The sequence below is a fragment of the Sphingopyxis sp. GW247-27LB genome (assembly GCF_002277025.1).
GTDB lineage: Bacteria > Pseudomonadota > Alphaproteobacteria > Sphingomonadales > Sphingomonadaceae > Sphingopyxis.
Genome location: NZ_NIWD01000008.1, coordinates 343,839 through 368,227, shown reverse-complemented (window position 1 = coordinate 368,227; position 24,389 = coordinate 343,839). Strand labels below are relative to the sequence as shown.

The 24,389-nt window shown below is 68.6% G+C and carries 18 protein-coding genes and 1 pseudogene; 12 read left to right on the top strand and 7 right to left on the bottom strand.

What is annotated here, in order from left to right:
* Positions 1–21 precede the first annotated feature (21 nt).
* The 6 genes and pseudogenes from CD928_RS09360 (at position 22) to CD928_RS09335 (ending at position 3,445) form a co-directional block, all read left to right on the top strand.
* The gene (locus tag CD928_RS09360) at positions 22–267 is read left to right on the top strand and encodes a type II toxin-antitoxin system CcdA family antitoxin (RefSeq protein ID WP_095387357.1); all 246 of its coding nucleotides are present in this window, start codon (positions 22–24) and stop codon (positions 265–267) included.
* Complete coding sequence (locus tag CD928_RS09355; RefSeq protein ID WP_095386822.1) at positions 267–563, top strand: CcdB family protein; 297 nt, start codon at positions 267–269, stop codon at positions 561–563. Before CD928_RS09360 ends, CD928_RS09355 begins: the two co-directional genes overlap by 1 nt.
* Positions 564–565: 2 nt before the next feature.
* Positions 566–1,831: a bifunctional phosphopantothenoylcysteine decarboxylase/phosphopantothenate--cysteine ligase CoaBC gene (gene coaBC, locus CD928_RS09350; RefSeq protein WP_095386821.1), complete on the top strand. Its 1,266-nt coding sequence runs from the start codon at positions 566–568 to the stop codon at positions 1,829–1,831.
* Positions 1,794–2,255, top strand: a pseudogene (dut, locus tag CD928_RS09345) (dUTP diphosphatase); the annotation flags it as partial. The gene coaBC and the pseudogene dut, both read left to right, overlap by 38 nt.
* Before the next feature lie 87 nt (positions 2,256–2,342).
* Positions 2,343–3,092, top strand: coding sequence for a HesA/MoeB/ThiF family protein (locus CD928_RS09340; RefSeq protein WP_095386819.1), 750 nt, complete (start codon positions 2,343–2,345; stop codon positions 3,090–3,092).
* Positions 3,071–3,445, top strand: coding sequence for a DsrE family protein (locus tag CD928_RS09335; RefSeq protein ID WP_255247095.1), 375 nt, complete (start codon positions 3,071–3,073; stop codon positions 3,443–3,445). Before CD928_RS09340 ends, CD928_RS09335 begins: the two co-directional genes overlap by 22 nt.
* Here CD928_RS09335 and CD928_RS09330 read toward each other — a convergent pair.
* The 7 genes from CD928_RS09330 to CD928_RS09300 form a co-directional block, all read right to left on the bottom strand.
* Positions 3,442–4,167 carry a class I SAM-dependent methyltransferase gene (locus CD928_RS09330; RefSeq protein WP_095386817.1) on the bottom strand — a complete coding sequence of 242 codons (726 nt, stop codon included), beginning with the start codon at positions 4,165–4,167 and terminating at the stop codon, positions 3,442–3,444. The two genes, CD928_RS09335 and CD928_RS09330, sit on opposite strands and share 4 nt — an antisense overlap.
* The gene (prfB, locus tag CD928_RS09325) at positions 4,167–5,294 is read right to left on the bottom strand and encodes a peptide chain release factor 2 (protein ID WP_095386816.1); all 1,128 of its coding nucleotides are present in this window, start codon (positions 5,292–5,294) and stop codon (positions 4,167–4,169) included. Before prfB ends, CD928_RS09330 begins: the two co-directional genes overlap by 1 nt.
* 61 nt (positions 5,295–5,355) lie before the next feature.
* A complete protein-coding gene (locus tag CD928_RS09320; RefSeq protein WP_095386815.1) occupies positions 5,356–7,872 on the bottom strand; it encodes a penicillin-binding protein 1A in 2,517 nt (838 codons plus the stop codon).
* A gap of 58 nt (positions 7,873–7,930) precedes the next feature.
* Positions 7,931–8,542 carry a TetR/AcrR family transcriptional regulator gene (locus CD928_RS09315; RefSeq protein ID WP_095386814.1) on the bottom strand — a complete coding sequence of 204 codons (612 nt, stop codon included), beginning with the start codon at positions 8,540–8,542 and terminating at the stop codon, positions 7,931–7,933.
* Positions 8,539–9,684 carry a DSD1 family PLP-dependent enzyme gene (locus CD928_RS09310; RefSeq protein ID WP_095386813.1) on the bottom strand — a complete coding sequence of 382 codons (1,146 nt, stop codon included), beginning with the start codon at positions 9,682–9,684 and terminating at the stop codon, positions 8,539–8,541. Before CD928_RS09310 ends, CD928_RS09315 begins: the two co-directional genes overlap by 4 nt.
* Entirely contained in the window at positions 9,681–10,934 is a 1,254-nt protein-coding gene (locus tag CD928_RS09305) for a D-arabinono-1,4-lactone oxidase (protein WP_095386812.1), read from the bottom strand. The genes CD928_RS09310 and CD928_RS09305 overlap by 4 nt, the downstream gene beginning before the upstream one ends.
* A 271-nt stretch (positions 10,935–11,205) precedes the next feature.
* Positions 11,206–12,117 (bottom strand): N-acetylmuramoyl-L-alanine amidase, encoded by a 912-nt coding sequence (locus tag CD928_RS09300; RefSeq protein WP_095386811.1) that lies wholly within the window; start codon positions 12,115–12,117, stop codon positions 11,206–11,208.
* Between the two features lie 632 nt (positions 12,118–12,749).
* On the opposite strand from CD928_RS09300, the gene CD928_RS09295 reads away from it, so the two are divergent.
* The 6 genes from CD928_RS09295 (at position 12,750) to CD928_RS09270 (ending at position 24,298) form a co-directional block, all read left to right on the top strand.
* Complete coding sequence (locus tag CD928_RS09295) at positions 12,750–15,380, top strand: ribonuclease E/G (protein ID WP_176473531.1); 2,631 nt, start codon at positions 12,750–12,752, stop codon at positions 15,378–15,380.
* Positions 15,381–15,563: 183 nt separating this feature from the next.
* Complete coding sequence (locus CD928_RS09290) at positions 15,564–16,967, top strand: M48 family metalloprotease (protein ID WP_095387355.1); 1,404 nt, start codon at positions 15,564–15,566, stop codon at positions 16,965–16,967.
* A 55-nt stretch (positions 16,968–17,022) separates the two neighbouring features.
* Complete coding sequence (locus CD928_RS09285; RefSeq protein ID WP_095386810.1) at positions 17,023–18,618, top strand: thioredoxin domain-containing protein; 1,596 nt, start codon at positions 17,023–17,025, stop codon at positions 18,616–18,618.
* An 11-nt stretch (positions 18,619–18,629) separates the two neighbouring features.
* A complete protein-coding gene (locus CD928_RS09280; RefSeq protein WP_095386809.1) occupies positions 18,630–20,444 on the top strand; it encodes a tetratricopeptide repeat-containing sulfotransferase family protein in 1,815 nt (604 codons plus the stop codon).
* Positions 20,445–20,589: 145 nt separating this feature from the next.
* Positions 20,590–22,995, top strand: coding sequence for a TonB-dependent receptor (locus tag CD928_RS09275; RefSeq protein WP_095386808.1), 2,406 nt, complete (start codon positions 20,590–20,592; stop codon positions 22,993–22,995).
* Positions 22,996–23,053: 58 nt separating this feature from the next.
* Positions 23,054–24,298, top strand: a complete 1,245-nt coding sequence (locus CD928_RS09270) for an amino acid permease (protein WP_095386807.1) — start codon at positions 23,054–23,056, stop codon at positions 24,296–24,298.
* The last annotated feature ends 91 nt before the right edge of the window (positions 24,299–24,389 follow it).

The following is a 24,389-nucleotide window of genomic DNA, read 5'->3' as shown; positions in this document are numbered from 1 at the left end:
TTATGCGCAAGGAGAATGGCGATGAACCGTCCGGCGCGATTCGAAGGACCCAAGAAGGCGACCAATGTGTCGTTGAGCGCCGAACTGGTCGAAGAAGCCAGGAAGCTCGGCATCAACGTCAGCGAAGCGTGCCAGACCGGGCTTGCCGCCGAGGTGAAGAAGGCGCGCGAGACGGCATGGAAGGAAGAGAATCGCGCCGCGATCGAAAGCTGGAACGACTACACGCGCGAGCATGGACTGCCACTCGCCAAATATCGGCTGTTTTGATGCCGCAGTTCGACGTTTACAAAAGTCGCGACGGGAACGAATTGTTGCTCGATTGCCAGAGCGACCTGCTCGGCCATTTCGATACACGTCTCGTCGTGCCGTTGGTCCCGGCGCAAACCGCACAGAAATTGTCGCGCCTGCATCCGCTTTTCGAGATCGAAGGCGAGCACCGCATCATGGCGACGCAATTGGCGTCGGCGGTCGACATGCGGGAATTGGGCACCCGCGTCGCGTCGCTGGCCGAGCGGCGCTATGACATATTGAACGCAGTCGACATGCTACTGACGGGGGTTTGACGATGGCGGCGAAACGCATCCTGCTCATCATCGGCGGCGGCATCGCCGCCTATAAGGCGATCGAGCTCGTCCGGCTGCTCCGCAAGGCGGGCATGACGGTGCGCTGCGTGCTGACGCGCGCGGGCGAGCAGTTCGTGACCCCGCTGACCCTCGCGGCCTTGAGCGAGAACAGGGTCTACACCAGCCTCTTCGACCTCAAGGACGAGGTCGAGATGGGGCATATCCAGCTCTCCCGCGAGGCCGACCTGGTCGTCGTCGCGCCCGCGACCGCCGACCTGCTCGCGAAGATGGCGGGGGGTATCGCCGACGATCTCGCGACGACGCTGCTGCTCGCGACCGACAAGCCGGTGCTCGCGGCGCCCGCGATGAACGTGCGGATGTGGCTGCATGCCGCGACGCGGCGCAATGTCAGGGCGCTGCGCGGCGACGGGGTGACGGTGATGGAGCCCGACGAGGGCGAGATGGCGTGCGGCGAATATGGCCCGGGCCGCCTTCCCGAGCCCGAGGCGATCAAGCGGGCGATCGACGAAGCGCTCTCTTCTCCCCTCCCGCAGGAGGGGGACTTTAGCGGCCAGCCCGATTTCGCGCCCGCGAACCATCGCCCGCTTTACGGCCGCCGCATTCTCGTCACCGCGGGCCCGACGCACGAGCCGATCGACCCGGTGCGCTACATCGCCAACCGGTCGAGCGGAAAGCAGGGCTTTGCCATCGCCGCCGCCGCCGCCGCCGCCGGCGCCGAGGTGCTGCTGGTCGCGGGACCGGTGCCGCTGCCCACGCCGCCCGGCGTGGTCCGCGTCGACGTCGAGACCGCGCTCGAGATGGCGGCGGAGGTGCAGGCGGGGCTTCCCGTCGATGCCGCGATCATGGTCGCCGCGGTCGCCGACTGGCGCGCCGCCGACACCCATAGGCAGAAGATCAAGAAGGACGGCAGCGGCGCGGTTCCGCCGCTCGCGCTCGCCGAAAATCCCGATATCCTCGCGGGGCTCGCGAAAAGCGCCGAGCGCCCGCCGCTGCTGATCGGTTTCGCCGCCGAGACCAACGACGTGATCGACCATGCGCGCGCGAAGCTCGCGCGGAAGGGCTGCGACTGGATCGTCGCCAACGATGTCTCCGCCGACCCGATGGGCGGCGAAACCAACCGCGTTCACATCGTCAGCCAGGACGGGGTGGACAGTTGGGACCGGCTGCCCAAACAGGCGGTCGCCCGCAAACTGATGGAAAAGATCGCCGATGAGCTCGACCTCCGTTCACCCCCTGATTCCGATTGAGATCCGGATCCAGCGCCTGCCCAACGGCGGCGGCCTGCCGCTGCCCGCCTATGCGTCGGATGGCGCGGCGGGGATGGACGTCGTCGCGGCCGAGACGCTGACGCTGCGCCCCGGCACGCGCCACGCGGTCGCGACCGGTTTCGCGATGGCGATCCCGCCGGGGTATGAGGTGCAGGTGCGCCCGCGTTCGGGCTTGGCGCTCAAACATGGCATCACCTGCCTCAACACGCCGGGAACGATCGACAGCGACTATCGCGGCGAGGTGAAGGTGATCCTCGCCAATCTGTCGGACGATAATTTCGAGATCAAACGCGGCGACCGCATCGCGCAGCTCGTCCCCGCACCGGTGCAGCGCGCCGCCTTCACCGAGGTAGCGGCACTCGACGACACCGCGCGCGGCGCGGGCGGCTTCGGATCGACCGGGGTCGCGAGCGAGGCGGCGGAGGCCGAGGACGCCGCCCACGAGGGCGTCGGATCGCTGGCGGCGATGAAGATGCGGCGGCCCTGAGCCTTGCTGTCGGACGCCGAGCTCGACCGCTATGCGCGCCAGATCATCCTGCCGCAGTTCGGCGGCGCCGGGCAGGCGAAGCTGAAGGCCGCGCATGTCGCGCTGATCGGCGCGGGCGGAATCGGCTGTCCGGCCATCGCCTATCTGGCGGCAGCGGGGGTGGGCCGGCTGACGATCATCGACGATGACGTCGTCGAGCTGTCGAACCTCCACCGCCAGCCGCTGTTCGCCGACGACGATATCGGCGCGTCGAAGGCCGAGGTCGCGGCGAAGGTGGCGCGGCGGATCAACCCCCATGTCGAGGCGGAGGCGCGGGTGGAGCGGCTCGACGAAGCCAATGCCGAAGCCCTGTTGGCGGGCGCGGACCTGATCCTCGACGGCTGCGACAATTTCGCGACCCGGCTGGCCGTGAATCGCGCCGCGGTCGCGCTCGAGATCCCGCTGCTCTCGGCCGCGATCGGGGCGTTCGAGGGGCAGGTCGCGCTTTACGAGGGATGGCGCGCGGGCAGCCCCTGCTACGCCTGCCTGGTCGGCGACGACCCGAACCGCGAAGGGATCAACTGCGCCGAGACCGGTGTGATGGGGGCGCTCCCGGGGATGATCGGCACCACGGCCGCGCTGGAAGCGGTGCGCGCGCTCAGCGGCTGGGGACGGTCGCTGGCCGGTCGGCTCGCGATCATCGACATGCTCGAGCGGCGCTGGCGTGAAGTGGGCGTGCCCGCGGACCCGGAATGTCCGATATGCCGGGGCTGAACCTGATCGTCGCGGGCGCGGACGGATCGCGACTTTACGCGGCACTCGAAACCGCGATGGCGGCGGCGGCGCTCGGGCAGCCGGCGCGGCTCTTCCTGCAGGGCGAGGCGGTCGCCTTGCTGCGCGCGCCGGTCGGCTTCGCCGGCGACGCTGCGCGCGTCGCGGCGGGGCAGCCCGACCTCGCGCAGATGATCGCCGAAGCGGCAGCGATGGACGTCACGATCATCGCCTGCCAGTCGGGCATGGCGCTCGCTGGGATGACGGCCGAAGAGACGGGACCGCAGGTGCGCGCCGGCGGGCTCGTCGGCTTTCTGGCAGGAGTCGGGGCGGACGACCGGCTGATCGTCTATTAGGGATTCTTGCAGACGCTGATTGCCGAAGGATCGGGGCGCTTGCCGATCGGCACGAAGCGCGCGAGATAGCCGCCCGCGGTCTGTTTGTCGTCGTAGGACAGCAATTTGTAGCCCACCGCCTGGAATTCGCAGACGAGCAGGCGGAAGGGCGTGCCGTGCTGCGCGATCGGACGATCTCCATCGACCACGATCACCTGCCCACCCGGGCGCAGCGCGGGGCGCAGCCGCCAGAGGAAGGCGTAGGGCTCGCCGATCTCGTGATACATATGGACCATGAAGACGCGGTCGAAGCTGTTCGCGGGAAGCCGCGGATCGTCGACCGCGCCGAGCTTCAGCGAGACATTGTCGAGCCGTTCGCGCGCGACGCGGTCGGCGAGCCGCTCGATCACCTCGGGCTGGATGTCCTGCGCGAGCACGCGGCCGCCGGCACCGACCCGGCCCGCGAGGCGCACGGTATAATAGCCGTCGCCCGCACCGATGTCGGCGACGGTCATGCCGGGGCGGACGTCGGCCGAGTCCATGACGTCGTCGGCCTCGTTGACGCGGTCGCGCGCTTCCTCGGACGACCATCTCGTCGAGGTGATCGGCGCGACGGGACGGTCGGCGGGCGGGAAGTCGCGCGCGGTCTCGACGCGGTCGTCATTATCCTTCCACGGGGCATCGCAACCGCCGAGCAGCGGCAGCAGCGCCAGTGCGGCGAGCAGGGCCGCGCGGCACCTCATCAGTCGATGTCCTCCACCTCGACCTTTTCGCCGGTCACCTTCTGCGACAACGCGGCCGCCATGAACGGATCGAGCGCACCGTCGAGAACGTCGCCGGGCGCGGTCGAGGTGACGCCGGTGCGCAGGTCCTTGACGAGCTGATAGGGCTGGAGGACATAGGAACGGATCTGGTGGCCCCAGCCGATCTCGGTCTTCGCCTGATATTCGCCGCTCGCCTCGGCCTCGCGCTTCTGGAGCTCGGCCTCGTACATCCGCGCCTTCAGCATCCCCATCGCGGTCGCGCGGTTCTTGTGCTGCGAACGGTCGTTCTGGCTCGCGACGACGATGCCGGTCGGGATATGCGTGATGCGCACCGCCGAATCGGTCGTGTTGACGTGCTGGCCGCCGGCACCCGACGCGCGATAGGTGTCGATCTTGAGGTCGCCCTCGTTGATGTCGATCTGGATATCGTCATCGATCACCGGATAGACCCAGACCGACGAGAAGCTGGTGTGGCGCCGCGCCGAGCTGTCGTAGGGCGAGATGCGGACGAGGCGATGCACGCCGCTCTCGGTCTTGGCATAGCCATAGGCGCTTTCGCCCTTCACCAGCATCGTCGCCGACTTGATGCCCGCCTGCTCGCCCGCCTGATATTCGACGAGCTCGACCTTCATCCCGCGCTTTTCGGCCCAGCGCATGTACATGCGCTGGAGCATCTCGGCCCAGTCCTGGCTTTCGGTGCCGCCCGCACCGGCGTGGATTTCGATATAGGCGTCGTTGCCGTCGGCCTCACCCGCGAGCAACGCCTTGACCTTGTCCTGCTCGGCGCGCTGCGCGAGCGCCGCGAGGCTGGCGACGGCATCGTCGACCAGCGCCTCGTCGCCTTCCATCTCGGCGAGCTCGATCAGCTCGACCGTATCGTCGCGTTCCGTCTCGATCGCGCGCGTCGCGGTGATCGCCTCGTCGAGGCGGCGGCGTTCGCGCATGACCTCCTGCGCCGCCTTGGGGCTGTCCCACAGCGTCGGGTCCTCGACCTTCGCATTGAGCTCGTCGAGCCGGCGCACCGCGCGGTCCCAGTCGAGGAAACGGCGCAGCAGCGCCAGCGCGGCGTTGATCGTGTCGATATGATCCTGCGCTTCGGCGCGCATGTCCTTGCTCCTGAATTCGGTGGGCACCGGCCATAGAGGCTCGGGCGCCCGTGACAAGCCGTCAGATGATGCCGCCGCGATCGTCGAGGAAGTCGCTGTCGCTGCGCCGCCCGCCGCTCTGTTCGACCGGCGCGTCCTGCCGCTGGGCGGGTTTCGACGGCTTGATCTCCTCCTCGCGGATCGTCCGCCGGGGTTCGCTTTCGGGCTTGAACGCTTCCCAGATGATCGCCGCCTTGGGGTCGCTGCCCGGCCAGCTGCCATAGACGCGGCGGCCCGACTGGCGGTCGATGCGGACCATGCGGATGCCCTTCGGCGCGACAAAGGGCACCGGCTGGCGATCGGCGAGCGCGTCGAGGAAGAATTGCTTGAACACCGGCGCCGCGAGGCTGCCGCCCTGCGCATAGCCGCCCATGTTGCGCGGCTGGTCGAAGCCGAGATAGAGGCCCGCGACGACGTCGGGGGTGCCGCCCATGAACCAGACGTCCTTCGGCCCCGTCGTCGTCCCCGTCTTGCCGAACAGCGGCACGCCGAGATCGCGCAGCCGCTGCGCGGTGCCGCGCTGGACGACGCCTTCGAGCATGTGGACGACCTGATAGGCGGTCATCGGGTCCATGAGCTGTTTGCCCGACGGCGCGAAGCGCGGCATCGGCCGGCCGTCCCAATCCTTCTGGTTGCAGCCCTCGCACGGGCGCCAGTTCCGCGGGAAGATCACCTTGCCGCGGCGGTCCTGGACATAGTCGATCAGCCGCGGCTTCAGCGCGCGGCCGTGATTGGCGAGCATCGCATAGGCGTTGACCAGCTTTTCGACCGTCGTCGTGCCGGCGCCGAGCGCGGTCGACAGATAGGGTTCGTGGGTGCCGATCCCCATCGTCTTGATCGTCTCGACGATCGGTTCCATCCCGACCTGGCTCGCGGTGCGGACGGTCATCAGGTTGCGCGACTGTTCGAGGCCCCAGCGCATCGTGTGCTGGCCCGACCCGCCCGCGCCGCCATAGTTGCGGAAGCATTTGTTGCCGAGGTTCGCGCCCTGGTAGACGCAGAAAGGCCCGTCGACGATCATCGTCGCGGGGGTCATGCCGTTGTCGAGCGCGGTCGCATAGACGAAGGGCTTGATCGTCGACCCCGGCTGGCGTTCGGCCTGGGTCGCGCGGTTGAACGACGAGAGGCGGACGTCGAAGCCGCCCTGCATCGCATAGACGCGCCCCGAATGCGGGCTTTCGACGACCATGCCGCCCGATACTTCGGGAATGTTGCGCAGCGCGTAGACGCCGGGCGATGTCGCCTTGACCGCGATCAGGTCGCCGGGCTTCATCGCGACGAAGGCGCTCGTCCCGCGCTTGCGATAGCCCATCTGGGCGGCGCTCGCGGGCAGCCGCCCGGTCGTTCCGTCCGAAAAGCCGATGCGCGCCTCGCTGCCCGTCTTCGAGAGCACCGCGCCGACGCGCCAATTGTCGTAGCTGATCCCGATGAAGCTCGAGGCGAGACGGCTCTGCCATTGGTCGTCGGCCTCGATCGTCGCGATCGGCCCCGACCAGCCCTTCCCCGCGTCGTAGCGGATCAGCCCGGCGCGCAGCGCCTTCGCCGTCGCCTGCTGCATCTTGTCGTCATAGGCGGTGCGCACCCACAGGCCGCCGGCATAGACGCTGTGCGGCCCATCCTCGGCGGTTTCGCCGAACTGGTCGATCAACTGGCGCCGCACCTCTTCCATATAATAGCCGCCGACCTGCGCGACCGCGCGGTTACCGGTCTCGGTCAGGCCGAGCGGCATCGCCTGCGCGGCGTCGCGCTGCGCGGTGGTGATCCAGCCGTTGCGCGCCATTTCACCGAGCACGAAGTTGCGCCGCGCCAGCGCCTTTTCGGCGTTGCGCGCGCGGCCATAGGTTTCGGGCGCCTTGGGCAGGATGGCCAGGAAAGCCATTTCGTGCAGCGCGAGCTGGTCGACGTCCTTGTCGAAATAGGCGCGGCTCGCCGCCTGGACGCCGAAGCTGCGTCGCCCGAGCGGAATCTCGTTGAGATAGAGTTCGAGAATCTGTTCCTTGGTCAGCGCCGCCTCGATGCGCTTGGCGAGGATCGCCTCGCGGATCTTGCGGGTGTAGCTGACCTCGCCCGTCAGCAGCAGATTCTTCGCCACCTGCTGGGTGATCGTCGAAGCGCCGACCGGACGGCCGTCGTTCTTGAGATTGGTCAGGATCGCGGTCGCGATGCCCGGATAATCGATCCCGCCATGCTCGAAGAAGGTGCGATCCTCGGCGGCAAGGAAGGCGCGGACGAGCAACTGGGGATATTCGCTATAGTCCAGCTGGACGCGGCGCTCGCGCGCATAGCTGTGCACCGGTTTGCCCTCGCCGTCGCGGACCATCGTCGGCAGCGGCGGTTCATAGTCGCGAAGCTGGTCGACCGAGGGTAGGTTGCGCGCGAAAATGACCCAGATCAGGATGATCGCGAGCAGCCCCGCGAGCGCCAGCCAGCCAAGCCAGCGGAACCAGCGGCGCGTCCACATGTCGCGCAGCCAGGCCATCGCGGCATTGCTGTCGCGGCGCAGACGGTAGCGGAAATGGGAAGAGGTGTCGGCGACCATAGAGTTCCGCCTCTAAAGCCTGCATGGCCGAAAGGGAAGCATGGTTGCGGTGGGCGGCTCAGCGCGGCGCGGCGAGATCAATGAGCGCGGCGCGCAGCATCGCCGCGACGTCGGCAAGCGCGGCGTCGGGGGCGATACGCCTTTCCTCATAGAGCATCTCGTCGGCGGCGAAGCCGATTTCCACCGCGAGCCGCAGCCGGCGCCACAGGGACTCGGGGGCGACGCCGGGCAGAAAGGGTGCGCAGGCGTCGACGAGGCGATCGGTGACACCGCGGTGCGATTCGAGGCGGACATGCGCGAGCGCCGGGGTCGCGTGAAGCGCGCGCAATATCCATACCGCGCCCGGCTCGGCACGGGTGACGGCGGCGGTTTCGGCGAGCAGGTCGCCGATATGATCCGCCATCGCCGCGATCCCGCCCCCGGCATGGCGCAGCACCCAGGCGTCGAGCACCGCGTTCTGACGCGCCATCAACCGCCGCCCGAGCGCTTCGAGCACCGCATATTTGTCGGCGAAATAGCGATAGAGCGCGGGCGGGCTGAGCCCGGCGCGCGCCGCGATGAGGTTCGTCGAAATGCGCTCGATCCCGACCTCGGCGAGCAATTCGCCCGCGACATCGAGCAGCCGCTCGCGCGTCGCCGCGGCGCGTGCCTGCTTCGGCGCCGGCTTCATCGCGCGCGGCCGCGCGCGCTCACCGGCCAGATGTCGACCAACGTGTCGCCCGCGACGATATGATAATGGTCGTAGAGGTTCACCGTCGGGTCGCAGTGCGGGACCGTAAGCGTCACCGGATCGCCGGGCGCGAGCTGTTCGCCGATGCCGGGCGAAACAAGCGCCGCATGCTCGTCACCCATGAAGGCGAAGAAGGCGGTTTCGGGCGCGCCGCGCCGCACCACCGCGACACCGCCGTCGGTCGACAGCGACTTGAAACCCGCGTCGATGGTGACGAGCCCCGAATGATTCGCGCTGACCACGCGGGCGTCGACGCCGAGCGCGGTCTCGAACGGCGCGCTGCCGTCGCCGGTCAGGTCGCAGTCGCCATATTGCTTGTCCATGAAGACATAGGATCCCGCCTGCAGCTCGGTGAACACGCCGAGATCGAGGTCGATGCGGTGGGTGCCGGTGCCCGATCCGGTGACGATGCCGGGCGCGAAGCCCGCATCGGACAGCGCGGCGATCACCGATGCCAGATAGCCGGTGCGCTCGACGATCGCGGCGCGGCGTTCGGCATAATCCTCGATATGCTGCTGCGAGCCGCAATAATATTGGACGCCGCGATAGCGGAGCGCCGGCAGCCCGGCGATCGCCCGCGCGAGTTCGACCGCCTTTTCGGCCGAGGCGACGCCGGTGCGCGCGATGCCGGGATCGATGTCGATGACGACGTCGAGCGTCGCGCCGGCCGCGGCGAGCGCGGCGTCGAGCCGCGCCGCGACCGCCGGATGATCGACCACCGCCATCAATCCTTCGGTGCACGCCGCGAGCGCGGCGAGGCGCTCGATCGCGCGCGGCGCGGCGACCGGCGAAGTGATCAGAATGCCTGATACCCCGCCCGCCGCGAGCACCTCGGCCTCGCCGATCTTCGCGCAGCAAACGCCCAGCGCGCCCCCCGCGAGCTGGCGCTTCGCGATGTCGACGCTCTTGTGCGTCTTGGCGTGGGGGCGGAGGCCAACGCCCTTCGTGGCGACCAGCGCCGCCATCGCCGCGATATTGCGGTCGAGCGCTTCGAGGTCGAGGACGAGCACCGGGGTGTTGAGATCGGCGCGCGAGCCCTGGCGGCCGATCAGATGCGCGTGCAGGCTCCGGTCGTCGGTCATGAAAACAGCGCCTCCAGATGGGGGTTCAGGAATTTGCCCGCCGGATCGGCGGCGCGGCGTACCGCGCGATAGCGCCCGGCCATCGGATAAAGCGTATCGACGTCGGCACGGGTCAGCCTGTGGCGCTTCGCCCAGTGCGGCCGCCCGCCGTGAGCGCGAAAGATCGCCTCGGCGGCGGCGAAATGGCCGGCCCACGCCATCTTCGCATATTGGTGCATCGAGATCGCGGCGACCGGCCCCGCGTTCATCGGGCTCATCCAGATATCGTCCGCGGCGACGGTGCGATATTCGAAGGGAAAGGTGACCGGAAGCCGCTTCCTGCGAATCCAGCCGACCACCTCGTCGAGCGCCGCGAGCCCCGCGGCGCGCGGCAGCTCATATTCCATCTCCTCGAAGCGGATCGTGCGATCCGAGGGGAAGATCGCGTGCGCGGGGCCGCGGCGCCCGCCGTCGAAGCGCGTCCGCATCATCGCGCGCTGGAGAAAGGGAGTCAGAAAGGGAAGCCTGGCGGCGATATCGAGGACGCGGCGGAACGCGGTTTCCTCCATGTCGGTGGTCGAGGCGGGGGGATCGCAGGGATCGCAGGGGGTCAGCGTCTTCAGAATCACCGTGTCGGCGTGCGGAAAGAACCAGAACTCGATGTGGCGATGCTGCCCCGCGAGCTCGTCATAGCTTTCGCGCACTTCGGCCCAGCGCCGCTTTTCGATCCGTTCGGCGAGGTGAAAGGCGGGCACCACCGCGGTCTCGATCGCGGTCGCGATGCCGAACAGGCCGAGCGACAGGCGCTGCGCCTGATACAGGTCGAGGTTGGTCGCGGCGTCGCACCAGCGCGCTTCGCCGTCGGCGCCGATCAGCCGGAAGCCGCGCGCGAAGGTCGCGAGGCTGCCGAGATCGGTGCCGGTCCCGTGGGTGCCCGTCGCCATCGCCCCGGCGAGCGACTGCGGATCGACATCGCCCTGGTTGGCGAGCGCCAGCCCCTCGGCCCATAGCGCGGCAGTGACCCGCTTGATACTCCAGCCCGCGGGGATGCGCGCCGTCCGGCGATCGGCGGCGATCACCATGTCGCCCGCCATCGCGTCGAGCGCGACGATCAGATCGTCCGTTTCGCACAGCGGCATGAAACTGTGCCCCGCGCCGACCGCGCGGACCTTGCGGGCACCGCGGACCAGCGCGGCGAGCTCGCCCTCGTCGCGCGGCCGCGCGACCCTGGCGGCGGCGGTCACGCTTCCCGACCAGTTGCTCCAGCCCATGATCGTCCCTCCGCTGCGGTGGTGCGAATGCTGCGGGGTCAACAAAAGTTAGTCAAGACTATATTTTAATGAGAGCCGCTTTCGGCCGGAAGGGGACATAGCTTCTCCCCTCCCTTCTAGGGAGGGGCTGGGGGTGGGTAGCCGCCGAAGGCGGCGTTCTTTCGTGGGCTCGCTCCGCTCGCGCACCCACCCCTAACCCCTCCCTAAAAGGGAGGGGAATGGCTCAAATCCACCCCAAAGCGGACATCCACACCGCCACAAAATTCGGAAATCAGCGCCCCTCCGCTGCGATCCGGCGAGCGAAGTGGATTTGCACCGCTTCGCGCACCCCGCGCGCGACCTTTTGCTGGCCCGCCTTGGACGTGAGAAAGTCGGCGTCCTCCTTGTTCGAGAGGAAGCCGGTTTCGAAGAGTACCGACGGCGTGTCGGGGGCCTTCAGCACCACGAAAGAGGCGAAGCGGTGCGCGTCGCTGCGGAACGGCACCTCGTCGGCCGCCTCGCGCTGGAGCAAGCGCGCGAAATCCGATGCGACGCTCATCGTCTCGCGCTGGGTCAGGTCGAGCAGGATCGACGACACCGCACCGCTGTGCGCGCCGAGGTCGACGCCATTGATGATGTTCGCCTTGTTCTCGCGCGCCGCGAGCTTCGCCGCCTCGCGGTCGGACGCGACTTCGGAAAGGGTGAAGACCGACGCGCCGTGCGCCTCGTCGCTCTCGGCCGAATCAGCGTGGATCGAGAGGAAGAGATCGGCCTTCAGCCGCCGCGCGATGCCGTAGCGCTCCTCGAGCACCAGATAGCGGTCGTCGGCGCGGGTGAGCGCGACGCGGACGCGGCCGGTGGCGACCAGCTGGTCGCGGATCGCGCGCGCGAGCGCGAGCGTGACGTCCTTTTCGCGGCGGCCGCCATACGGCGAGATCGCGCCCGGATCGTGGCCGCCGTGACCTGGATCGATGACGACGAGCGGTAGGCGCGCGTCCTTCGGCCCCTCGATCCGCGGCAGCGGCAGCGCGGGCCTGGGCTTTCCGATCGGCACGGTGACCGAATAGCGTTTCCCGGGCGGCTTCGCGCGAAAGCCCGCGACCCGCCGCAGGTCGAGCCGCGGCGCATGCGCCGCGCGCGCGATCTCCCCGGCCGGCACCGGCGGCGTCAGCAGCGTCGCGCTCAACAGGAACAAGAGGCCCATGCAGGCGACTATGCCGCCGCGGGCGCGATGGTCCAGTGCTTATTCGAAAACGGCAGGATCATGGCCGCATTCGAAGGTGAATCGGCGCGGTTAACCGCCGATTCGCCCTGTGCGGCACGGGCGTGCGCCGGCGGGCATTCTTGCAACACTCCGCACGCGATCCCATCTTTGTGCGGAGGCGGAGGTTGCCGTCGGTCCATGCCGATGCTAGCAACGCCCCCATTGACGGTGCCCTTTCCGGCCCGTCCGGCCTTTTGAGGGGAAAGGCGCCGATCCCGCGAATCCGCGGGACCGCCGCAGCCCTGGTGCCGGACATGCGGGAAATGGCGACCTGCCGTCAGTCCACCCGGTTGACCGGACAGCGGAGCGATCCTTCGATGCCCCCCTGCCCGCTCATCCCGTAACAGGTTGATGCCGCATGAGGCTTGCCATGCCCTCTTCTGATCCCGACGCGGGCGCTTTCGCCCCGATCGTCGCCGGATTCGAAGACCGCATGCGCGTCCAGGACCGGACGCAGGCCCCCCGCGGCAATAACGTCTTTTTCCGTTTCACCCTTATCCGCCGCGACCGTCCATCCGGGAGGTTTGCGGGATTTTTTGTTGGCGCGCCGCGGCGCGCTTGGAGTGTATATAATGACCACGCGCATGTTGATCGACGCGCGGCACCGGGAAGAAACCCGGGTCGCCGTCACCAAGGGAAACCGCATCGAGGAGTTTGATTTCGAGTCCGCCGAGCACAAGCAGCTCAAGGGCAATATCTATCTGGCCAAGGTCACCCGCGTCGAACCGTCGCTGCAGGCGGCGTTCGTCGAATATGGCGGCAACCGCCACGGCTTTCTGGCCTTCAGCGAAATCCACCCCGACTATTACCAGATTCCCAAGGAAGACCGCGAAGCGCTGCTTCGCGAAGAGGCCGAGCATGCCGCCGAGGCGGCGATGCGCGCCGAGGAGGATCTCGACGAGCTCGAAGGCGATGTCGCCGATGTCGAGGAGCATGACGACGAGAATGGCGACGCCCCCGCTCCCGAAACCATTGGCGAAGAGGCCGAAGGCGAAGGCGACGACGAAGGTAGCGAAACCGAGACCGGTGACGGCGAGCCGGGCGCCGAGGAGGGCAAGGACGGCCGCGGCGACCGCCGGCGCCGCGGGCGCGATGGCCGCAAGGGCGGCCGGGGCCGCGGGCGTGGCCGCCGGGGCGACGACGAGGACGGCGAAAGCCGCATGTCGCTGCGCCGCCGCTACAAGATCCAGGACGTCATCCGCCGCCGGCAGGTGATGCTGGTCCAGGTCGTCAAGGAAGAGCGCGGCAACAAGGGCGCCGCGCTCACCACCTATCTGTCGCTCGCCGGCCGCTATTGCGTGCTGATGCCGAACACGATGCACGGCGGCGGGATCAGCCGGAAGATTTCGAACGGCGCCGACCGCCGCAAATTGAAGGCGATGATCGACGAGCTCGCGCTGCCGCCGACGATGGGCTGCATCGTCCGCACCGCGGGGATGAGCCGCACCAAGGTCGAGATCAAGCGCGACTTCGACTATCTCGCGCGCCTGTGGGACGAGATCCGCGAGAATACGCTGGGGTCGAGCGCGCCGGCGCTGATCCATTCGGACAGCGACCTCGTCAAACGCGCGATCCGCGACATCTATCATAAAGACATCGAGGAAGTGCTCGTCGAGGGCGACGAGGGCTACAAGGCCGCGAAGCAGTTCATGAAGCTGCTGATGCCGAGCCACGCGCGGCGCGTGAAGCAATATGCCGACCCGGTCTCGCTCTATCAGCGCTACGGCGTCGAGGACCAGCTCGCGGGCATGCTCAATCCGGTCGTCCAGCTCAAGTCCGGCGGCTATCTGGTCATCAACCCGACCGAAGCCCTGGTGTCGATCGACATCAACTCGGGCCGCTCGACGCGCGAGCACAACATCGAGCAGACCGCGCTCAGCACCAACCTCGAAGCCGCGCACGAGATCGCGCGCCAGCTGCGTCTCCGCGACATGGCCGGGCTGATCGTGATCGACTTCATCGACATGGATCATGGCTCGAACGTCCGCAAGGTCGAGCGCGCGATGAAGGAAGCGCTGAAGAACGACCGTGCGCGTATCCAGATCGGCCGCATCTCGGGCTTCGGGCTGATGGAGATGAGCCGCCAGCGGCTGCGCACCGGCGTGCTCGAGGCCTCGACCCGCCCCTGCCCGCATTGCGAGGGCACCGGCCTCGTCCGCACCGCCTCGTCGGCGGGCCTCAGCGCGCTGCGCCTGATCGAAGAGGAAGCGGCGCGCGGCAAGGGCAGCAAGATCACCCTGCGCGCGAGCCAGGAAGCGACCTTCTACCTGCTCAACGAAAAGCGCCGCGAGCTGCGCGAGATCGAGGAGCTGTACGGCGTCAGCGTCGAGATCCTGCCCGACGGCGAGACCGAGGGTGCGCGCATGGCGATCGAGGTCGGCGGCCCGCCGCCGCTCCAGCGCCGCAGCTTCGCCCCGATCGAACCGATCGAGGATGACGAAGACGAGGAGATCGTCGACGAGGAGGAAGACGAGGACGCCGAGGAAAACGAGCGCCCCGCCCGCCGCGAGCGCGACGAGCGCGATGAGAGCGAAGCGGACGGCGAAGGCCGCAAGCGCCGCCGCCGCCGCCGCCGGGGCCGCCGCGGCCGCCGCGACGAGGAGGGCGGCGAAGCCGGTGAAGGCGAGACCGTCGAGAGCGATGGCGAAGCGACCGAAGCCGACGCCACCGACGAGGAGGCTCCCGCCGAGGTCGAGGCTCCGGCCGTCGCCGAAGCCGAGGAGGCCGAGGCGAAGCCGAAGCGCCGCCGCGGCGGACGCGGGCGCAAGACCGAGGAGACCGAGGCCGAGGCAGTGACCGAGATCGCAGCCGAAGCGCCGGCCGAAACGGCAGCCGTCGAAGCGGCGACCGAGGAAGCCCCGGTCGCTGAAGAGAAGCCGAAGCGCAAGCGCGCGCCGCGCAAGGCCAAGACGGTCGAAGCGGAGCCGGCCGTCGAGGCTGCAGCAGCAGCCCCCGAAGCCGACGCGCCGGCCGCGGAAGCGCCGGCTGCCGAGGCCGTCGAGGCCGTCGAGGCCGAGCCGGCGGCCAAGCCGGTTCGCAAGCGCGCGAGCCGTGCCAAGAAGGCCGCGGCCGCCGAAGCGGCGCCCGAGGCCGACACGCTCGAAGCCGTCGCCGCGGTCGCGGCCGACGAGGCGCCGGTGGACGAAGAAGGGCCCGATGGCGAACCGCGTCGCGGCTGGTGGCAGCGCACGTTCGGGAACTGAGCGCGATCGCCGCATTTCGATGAGAAGCCGTGTGTCCCCGCGAAGACGGGAACGCACGGCTTTTCCTTTCGGGCGGCCGACCGCAAAAACACCATCGCGCGGCTTGCCTTGACGGGCGTCGCCCCCGATAATCCCGTCATGGCTTCATTCGAGGTTCAGGCGCCCGGCGCAAGACAGGCGGCGATGACCGCTTCGCTCCAGCAGGCCGCGTTCGGCGGGCGGGACTCGCGCGCCCTTTTCCGTATCCTGTTGACGTTTCTGGTCCTGCTCGCGGTCGCGGTGCGGCCGGCGATGGCCCAGTCGATCCTGCGCGACGCCGAGACCGAGGCGCTGCTGCAGGACATGATGGACCCGATCACCGTCGCGGCGGGGCTGCGCCCCGGCCAGGTGCGCGTCCATCTGCTCAGCGACCGCAGCATCAACGCCTTCGTCGCGGGCAGCCAGGACATCTATGTCCACAGCGGGCTGATCGAGGCGGCCGACAGCGCCAATGAGGTGCAGGGCGTGCTCGCGCACGAGCTCGGCCATATCATGGGCGGCCACGCGATCCGCGTCGGCGAAGGCGCCAAGGTTGCGACCGGCATCTCGATCCTCAGCCTGCTGCTCGGCGCCGCGGCGATGGCGGCGGGCGGCGGCGATGCGGGCATGGGCATCATGATGGCGGGCCAGCAGGCCGCGCTCGGCAAATTCCTCGCCTTCACGCGCGTCCAGGAAGCGACCGCCGACGCCGCGGGCGCGCAATATCTGTCGAAGGCCGGGATCAGCGGCAAGGGCAGCCTCGATTTCTTCAAGAAGCTGCAGAACATCGAATTCCGCTATGCGGTGAAGCAGGACGACGACCAGGCCTATGGCCGCACCCACCCGCTGTCGGGCGACCGCATCCAGGCGCTGCGCGAGGTCTATGTCGTCGACCCGTCGTGGAACAAGCCGAGCGACCCCGGCATTGAAAAGCGCTTCAAGCGCGTGAAGGCGAAGCTCGTCGGCTATATCGCCGAACCCGAAAAGACGCTGCGCCTCTATCCCGAAAGCGACAACAGCGTCCCCGCGCATTACGCCCGCGCCTATGCGTGGCACAAGGGCGCCTATCCCGACAAGGCGCTCGCCGAGACCGAGGCGCTTCTCAAGACCGACCCCGAAGACCCCTATTTCCTCGAGCTCGAAGGCCAGGTGCTGCTCGAATCGGGGCATCCCAAGGAAGCGATCGCGCCGCTGCGCAAGGCGGTCGCCAACTCGCATTCGGCGCCGCTGATCGCCGGGACGCTGGGACATGCGCTGATCGCGACCGAGGACCCCGCCAACTATCCCGAGGCCGAGGAGGTGCTGAAGACCGCGGTCGCGCTCGACAATGAAAACCCTTTCGCCTGGTATCAGCTCGGCATCGTCTATGCCGCGCGGGGCGATCAGGCGCGGGCGGCGCTCGCCTCGGCGGAGCGCTACAGCCTCGAGGGTGGACAGCCGGGGCTCGCGCTGCGTAATGCCGAGATGGCGATGCAAGGCCTTCCGCAAGGCTCCCCCGACTGGATTCGCGCACAGGATATTTCGCTCGTCGCGCGCGCCGAGGTGGAACGGACGCGCAAACGGCGCTAGATTCGCGCGAACCAGACGGAACGCATCGCAATCCGACGATGCGCGAGGGCAATAAGTGACAGATAAAAAAGAAGAATATTACCAGCCTTGGCTGCGCGACCCGACGCCGACGCAAGGGGCCGCGCCCGCGCCCAAGGCCGAAGAAGGCCTGGCCAAGCCGAAGGACGGCCCGCCGGTGGGCATCGATCTGACGCGCTATGAGGCGCGCGCGGAGACGCCGCGCGACCCGCTGATCAAGCCCGAGCGGATTCGCGCGGGCGCCGCGGGCTTCTGGAGCGCGGTGCGAAACGGCGCCGGCGCCTTCGCCGACTGGACGATCCGCGCCGGCGAACGCGCCGACATTCCCGCGCGCGTCGAGGCGATGGAGATTCCGCGCCGTTCGCGCGAGGCCGCCGCCGCCACGGCCAGCGCGGTCGCGCGCGGCGCGCGCGCGGTCGGTCGCGGCTCGGCCAAGGCCGGACGCGCCGCCGCCGCGACGAGCGGCAAGGCGTGGGACAAGATGGCGCTCGGCGACAAGGCCCGAAAGCTATCGAGCGAGGCCGGGCGCGGGCTCGGCGAGGTCGCCGACAAGACGAAGGCGGGGCTGGGCCAGGTCGCGAAGGCGGGCAAGGACGGCCTCGGCGAGGCGGCGACCAAGCTGCGCCCCGCGCCGCGCGAGGAACCCGCGCCGCCGCCCTCGGGGCTCGAGCAATTGCTCGCGCGCGAGGAAGCCGAAGCGCGCAAGGCGAAGCCCGCGGCGGCCGACCTGCCGCTGTTCGCCGACGCGCCGCCGGCCGCCGCCGGAACACCGTCGGCACCGCCTGCCCTGGCCGAGGACGACGACCGGACGCCGCATATCGCGCCTGCAAGCCCCGCGAAGGCGCCGCAGCGCACCAAAGCAATGACCGCGACGCCGCCGGCGCGCGTGCAGGGGACCTCCATGGATGATTTCAGGGCGCGCGGCTGGCTTCTCGCGCTCGGCGCGATCCTGCTCGTCGGCGCCGCTTTCTGGCTCGGCGGCCGCTTCGGCGGCGGGATGAGCAAGGCCGAGGTCGAAACCATCGTCGCCGACTATATCCGCGCGAATCCGCAGATCATCCCCGAAGCGCTCGAGGCGCAGCGCGGGCGCGAGATCGCCAAGGCGATCGGCGCGATCCGCCCCGCGCTCGAAAAGCCCTATGCCGGCGCCTGGGCGGGGAACGCCGACGGCGACGTGACCTTGGTCGTCTTCACCGACTATGCCTGTGGCTTCTGCCGCGCGAGCGTTCCCGACGTCGACCGGCTGATCCGCGAGGACAAAAGGCTGAAGGTCGTGTTCCGCGAGCTGCCGATCATTTCCGCCCAGAGCCGCGACGCCGCGCTGATGGCGCTCGCCGCGGCGCGGCAGGGTAAATATGACGCCTTCCACCACGCGATGTTCGCGGCGAGCTCGCTCGACCGGTCGGCGATCGCGGCGGCGGCCCAAAAGGCCGGAGTGATCACCGACGGCAGCGCCGACGCGACCGCCAACGAAGCGCTGTTCCAGCGCGAGCTCGACAGCAATCTCGCGATCGCGAGCCAGCTCCAGCTCAACGCGACCCCGACCTGGGTGGTCGGCGATCAGCTCTTCCAGGGGCAGGTCGGCTATGACGCGCTGCGCCAGGCGATCGCCAAGGCGCGGTCGAAGGCGTGACGGCCCCGGGCATGGCGACCGTTTCCGTCGACGAAGCGCTCGCCCATGCCCGCCGGCTGTTGCGGGGCGAACCCGGCGCGGCGCTCGCGCAGGCGCGCGCGGTCGTCGAAGCACTGCCGACCGCGGCGGAGGCGCACCGCATCGCCGCGCACGCCCTGCGCGCGCTCGGACGCGAGGGCGAGGCACAGGACGCCTCGCTCGCCGCGGTCGGCGCCGCGATCCACGACCCCGCGATGATCGAGGCGGCGCTGGCGCTCGCCGAGAACCGCCTGCCCGACGCCGAGGGCGCGCTGCGCGCGCGGCTGAAGGCGGACGCGACCGACGTCGCGGCGATCCGCATGCTCGCCGAGGTCGCGGGGCGGATCGGGCGCTATGGCGACGCCGAAAAGCTGCTGAGCCGCGCACTCGAACTGGCGCCGGGGTTCGGCGCGGCGCGCGCCAATCTCGCGACCGTCTATTACAAGCAGAACCGCTATGCCGAGGCGGTCGAGACGCTCGACGCGGTGCTGGGCGAGGATCCGGACAATCCGGCGCACGCGAACCTCAAGGCGGCGGCGCTCGGCCGCATCGGCGGCTATGACGAGGCGATCGCGCTCTACGAGGAACTGACCCGCCGCTTCCCCGACCACGCCAAGCTGTGGATGAGCTATGGCCATATGCTGAAGACCGTGGGGCGGCAGGAGGAGAGCATCGCCGCCTATCGCCACGCGCTCGCCGCCGATCCCGGGCTCGGCGAACTGTGGTGGAGCCTTGCGAACCTCAAGACGATCCGCTTCGACGCCGGCGACCGCGCGGCGATGGAGGCGGCGCTGGACGGCGCGGATACGACCGATCGGGGTCGCGACGACGACCGGCTGCACCTCCATTTCGCACTCGGCAAGGCCCATGACGACGCCGGCGAGGCCGAGGCCGCCTTCCGCCATTATGCCGCGGGCAATGCGATCCGCGCCGGCCAGCTCGGCTATGCGGCGGCCGAGACCACGGCCATCGTCGACGCCGCCATCGGGGCCTTCACCGCCGACTTCTTCGCCGACCGTACGGGTAGCGGCGACCCCGCCCCCGACCCCATCTTCATCCTCGGCATGCCGCGCGCCGGATCGACGCTGGTCGAGCAGATCCTCGCGAGCCATTCGGCGATCGAGGGGACGATGGAATTGCCCGACATTCCCGCGCTCGCGCTCGGCTTCGGACGCGAGACGCTGGGCGAGGGGTCGCGCTGGGTCGAGGCGATCGCGGACGCATCGCCCGAAAAGCTGGCCGAGATGGGCGCCGCCTTCCTCCGCCGCACCCGGGTCCAGCGCAAGACCGGCAAGCCCTTCTATATCGACAAGCTGCCGAACAACTGGCTCTATGTCCCGCTGATCCGGCTGATCCTGCCCAACGCGAAGATCGTCGACGCGCGGCGGCATCCGCTCGATTGCTGCTGGTCCAACTTTCGCCAGCATTATGCGAAGGGCCAGGCGTTCAGCTATGGCCTTGCCGAGATGGGCGCCTATTACCGTGACTATGTGCGGCTGATGGCGCATGTCGATGCGGTGCAGCCGGGCGCCGTCCACCGCGTGATCCACGAAGCGCTGCTCGACGATCCCGAGGCCGAAGTGCGCGCGATGCTCGCCTTCCTCGGCCAGCCGTTCGAGGCGGACTGCATGGCCTTTCACGCCAACGCCCGCGCCGTGCGCACCGCGTCGAGCGAGCAGGTGCGCCGCCCGATCAACCGCGACGGCGTCGGCCAGTGGCAGGCCTATGACGCGTGGCTCGACCCGCTGCGCGAGGCGCTGGGCCCGGTTCTGGGCGCTTATCCGCGGATTCCTGCCGCATTCGGCTGAAGCGCGCTCGCGCAAATTCGTTGCGTTTGGGCAACAGGGTCCGACATTTTCGACAAAGCGCCCCGCCGCTCCGACAACAATGCTTGCGCTTGCGCCGCGCCGCGTCATGCTCGCGTCACATAGCTGTCATTCGAGGGGGGTTCTCATGCGGTATTTGAGGGCGGTGGTAGCAAAGAGCGGGGCGGTTCTGCTGGGCAGCACGATGCTCTGCACGTCGGGCGCGGCGTTCGCGCAGCAATCGAACACGAAAAACGACGACGACATCGTAGTCACCGCGTCGAAACGCGAACAGAATCTGCAGGACGTTCCGCTCGCTATCACGGCGATCGGCACCGAGAAACTGAACGAGCTGCAGGTCAAGGAATTTCAGGACGTCGTCAAATTCCTGCCCTCGGTGACGATCCAGTCGCTCGGGCCCGGCTTCAGCCAGGTCTATTTCCGCGGCGTTGCGAGCGGCGAGAATGCCAACCATTCGGCGTCGCTGCCGACGGTCGGCACCTATCTCGACGAAATGCCGATCACGACGATCCAGGGCGCACTCGACATCCACGCCTATGACCTCGCGCGCGTCGAGGCGCTCGCGGGACCCCAGGGCACGCTCTACGGCGCGAGTTCGATGGCCGGCACGATCAAGCTGGTCACCAATCCGCCCGACACCAGCGGCACCTATGGCTCGGTGGGCCTCGAACTCAACAGCGTCGCGCACGGCGACATCGGCGGCGTCGCCGAAGGCTTCATCAACGCGAAGCTGAGCGATCGCGCCGCGCTGCGCCTCGTCGGCTGGTATCGCCACGACGGCGGCTATATCGACAATATCCACGGCAGCCGCGTCTATCCCTCGCTCGAGGCCGAGCAGGGAACCGCCGCGGCGACGCAGGACAATGCCGCGCTGGTCGAGAAGAACTATAACGACGTCGACACCTATGGCGCGCGCCTCGCGCTCGGCATCGAGCTCGACGACGACTGGACGCTGCGCCCGACGGTGATGGGCCAGGTGCAGAACGCCAACGGCAATTTCGCGCAGGAACGCTCGAGCGCGGTGACCGGCGACCTGCAGACGGTGCAATATAATCGCGAGCTGTCGAAGGACAGATGGCTGCAGGCCGCGCTGACGATCGAGGGCAAGCTCGGCAATTGGGATCTCACCGTCACCGGCGGCCATCTGCGGCGCAAGACCGTGGTCGACAGCGACTATTCGGACTATGCCTATTTCTACGACGCGCTCTATGGCTATGGCGCCTATTTCTATGACAACAACGGCGATCTCGTCAGCCCGAACCAGTATATTCAGGGCATCGACCGCTATAAGAAGAGCTTCTTCGAGGCGCGCATCGCCTCACCCGCCGACGCGCGTATCCGCTTCATCGGCGGCGTCTTCTGGCAGCGCCAGTCGCACAATATCGAGCAGAATTACATCGTCGACAATATCGCCGATGCGATCACCGTGCCCGGCACCGACAGCGACATCTGGCTGACCAAGCAGTTTCGCGTCGACCGCGACTATGCCGCGTTCGGCGAGATCAGCTTCGACATCACCGACAAGCTGACGCTGACCGGCGGCGGCCGCATCTACAAGTTCGACAACAGCCTCGTCGGCTTCTTCGGCTATTCGGATGGCTATAGCGGCAGCACCGGGGTCGCGGGCTGCTTCGCCGGGCCGGTCGTCGCGGGATCGCCGTGCACCAACCTCGACAAGCGGACCAAGGACACGGGCTTCATCCACAAGCTCAACCTGACCTACAAGATCACCGACGACGTCCTCGTCTATGGCACCTGGTCGCGCGGCTTCCGGCCCGGCGGCATCAACCGCCGCGGCACGCTGCCGCCCTATGGCCCCGACACGCTCGACAATTACGAGTTCGGCTGGAAATCGAGCTTCGGCCCGCTTCGCTTCAACGGCGCCGTCTATCAGGAGGATTGGGACGACATCCAGCTCTCCTTCCTCGGCGCCAACGGCCTGACCGAGATTCGCAGCGCCGGCATCGCGCGCATCCGCGGCTTCGAATTCGACCTCGGCTATCGCTCGGGCGGACTGTCGCTCAATGTCGGCGGCAGCTACAACGACGCGACGATCCGCCGCGATTTCTGCGCGATCGCCAACGACCAGTTCGACTGCACGATCGACCCGCCGGGGCAGACCAACGCGCTGCTCGCGCCCGCGGGCACGCGGCTGCCCGTCACCGCCAAGTTCAAGGGCAATGCGGTGGCGCGCTACGACTTCCCGGTCGCGGGCCTCGACGGCCATGTCCAGTTCGCGGTCAACCATATCGGCAAGCGCCGGTCGGACCTGCGCACCTTCGAGAATGCGATCGTCGGCGATTTCAAGGCCTATACGACCGCCGACGTCAGCATCGGCGTCAAGGCCGACGACTGGAGCGCCGAGCTGTTCGCGACCAACTTGTTCGACAGCCGCGGCATCGTGAACAGCGCGGTCCAGTGCGGCGAATCGATCTGCGGCGATCCCGACGGCATCAGTTCGACCGGCGGGGTCTTCTACGACAATGTCATCCGGCCGCGCTTGATCGGGTTGAAGGTCAGCAAGGATTTCTGATCGGCCGCATGCTCCGCTGACAGAGGGCTCCGGGCCGGGCCAGCGGCTCGGCCTCGCGATGTGCGTCGCGCTGGTCATGGGAAACATGATCGGGTCGGGGGTATTCCTGCTCCCGGCGAGCCTCGCTCCCTTCGGCTGGAACGCGGTCGCGGGCTGGGCGCTCACCATCGCCGGCGCGCTCGCGCTCGCGGCGGTGCTCGCGCGGCTGACCGTCGCCTTTCCCGAAGCGGGCGGGCCGACCGGCTTCGTCGAACGCGCCTTCGGCCGCATCCCCAGCTTCATGATCGGCTGGGCCTATTGGATATCGGTGTGGACCGCCAATGTGACGCTGGCGGTAGCCGCGGTCAGCTTCCTCGGCATCTTCGTCCCCGCGCTGGCCGAGCATATGGCCGCGGCGACGATCGCGCTGATCTGGATCGTCACCGCGATCAACTGGCGCGGCGCGCGCGCGGCGGGACGCTTCCAGATCGTCACGCTGCTGATCAAGCTGGTGCCGCTGGCGGTGGTGATCGTGCTGATCCCGGTCGCCTTCGGCGGCGCGGCGCCGGTGGCGCTGACGCCCTTCCCCGCCGAGGGGCTGTCGCTGACCACGGTCAGCGCCTCGGCGATCTTCACCCTGTGGGCGCTGCTCGGCTTCGAATCGGCGAGCGTCGCCGCCGACAAGGTCGACCGGCCTGCGGTGACCATCCCGCGCGCGACGATGATCGGCACGCTCGCGACCGGTCTCCTCTACCTGATCGTCTGCTCGGCGATCATCCTGATGCTGCCGGCGAAGGCGGTCGCGGCCTCGGGCTCGCCCTTCTCGCTGTTCGTCGAAACCTATTGGTCGCACGAACCCGCGTTGCTGATCGCCGCCTTCGCCGCGGTGAGCGCGCTCGGGACGCTCAACGGCTGGACGCTGATCCAGGCCGAGCTGCCCGCGACGCTGGCGCGGCAGGGCCTGCTCCCCGGCTGGTTCGCGCGGACGAACAGCCACGGCACCCCGGCGAACGCGCTGATCCTGTCGAGCGCGATCGCGACCGTCTGTGTCATCCTCAACGACAACAAGTCGACCGCCGAGATGTTCAATTTCATGGCGGTGCTCTCGACCTCGGTGACGCTGTGGCTCTATCTCGCCTGCGCGGGCGCGGCGCTGCGCCTTGGCGTCGCGATGCCCGTCGCCGCGCTCGGGCTCATCTACGCCGTCTGGACCCTGTGGGGCGCCGGGATCGGCGTCAGCGCGATGAGTCTGATCCTGATGGCGGCGGGCCTGCCCCTCTATTGGTGGACGCAAAGATCGGCGGCTTCGCCCGCGATCCGCTGACCCCGCCCTTGCGCGAGCGGCCAAAATCGCCTATCGGCGCCGACCTTCCCGCCCGGATTCGGGCTTTTTGGAGACGCGTCGTGTTGGACCG

Bases quoted from the DNA above. Each gene is read 5' to 3' on its own strand.
- coaBC (WP_095386821.1), top strand. From the start codon at position 566: ATGGCGGCGAAACGCATCCTGCTCATCATCGGCGGCGGCATCGCCGCC.
- CD928_RS09300 (WP_095386811.1), bottom strand. From the start codon at position 12,117: ATGGGCCTCTTGTTCCTGTTGAGCGCGACGCTGCTGACGCCGCCGGTG.
- CD928_RS09315 (WP_095386814.1), bottom strand. From the start codon at position 8,542: ATGAAGCCGGCGCCGAAGCAGGCACGCGCCGCGGCGACGCGCGAGCGG.
- CD928_RS09335 (WP_255247095.1), top strand. From the start codon at position 3,071: ATGTCCGATATGCCGGGGCTGAACCTGATCGTCGCGGGCGCGGACGGA.
- CD928_RS09355 (WP_095386822.1), top strand. From the start codon at position 267: ATGCCGCAGTTCGACGTTTACAAAAGTCGCGACGGGAACGAATTGTTG.
- CD928_RS09275 (WP_095386808.1), top strand. From the start codon at position 20,590: ATGCGGTATTTGAGGGCGGTGGTAGCAAAGAGCGGGGCGGTTCTGCTG.
- prfB (WP_095386816.1), bottom strand. From the start codon at position 5,294: ATGCGCGCCGAAGCGCAGGATCATATCGACACGATCAACGCCGCGCTG.
- CD928_RS09295 (WP_176473531.1), top strand. From the start codon at position 12,750: ATGACCACGCGCATGTTGATCGACGCGCGGCACCGGGAAGAAACCCGG.
- CD928_RS09280 (WP_095386809.1), top strand. From the start codon at position 18,630: ATGGCGACCGTTTCCGTCGACGAAGCGCTCGCCCATGCCCGCCGGCTG.
- CD928_RS09330 (WP_095386817.1), bottom strand. From the start codon at position 4,167: ATGAGGTGCCGCGCGGCCCTGCTCGCCGCACTGGCGCTGCTGCCGCTG.
- CD928_RS09310 (WP_095386813.1), bottom strand. From the start codon at position 9,684: ATGACCGACGACCGGAGCCTGCACGCGCATCTGATCGGCCGCCAGGGC.
- CD928_RS09270 (WP_095386807.1), top strand. From the start codon at position 23,054: ATGTGCGTCGCGCTGGTCATGGGAAACATGATCGGGTCGGGGGTATTC.
- CD928_RS09290 (WP_095387355.1), top strand. From the start codon at position 15,564: ATGACCGCTTCGCTCCAGCAGGCCGCGTTCGGCGGGCGGGACTCGCGC.
- CD928_RS09320 (WP_095386815.1), bottom strand. From the start codon at position 7,872: ATGGTCGCCGACACCTCTTCCCATTTCCGCTACCGTCTGCGCCGCGAC.
- CD928_RS09360 (WP_095387357.1), top strand. From the start codon at position 22: ATGAACCGTCCGGCGCGATTCGAAGGACCCAAGAAGGCGACCAATGTG.
- CD928_RS09305 (WP_095386812.1), bottom strand. From the start codon at position 10,934: ATGGGCTGGAGCAACTGGTCGGGAAGCGTGACCGCCGCCGCCAGGGTC.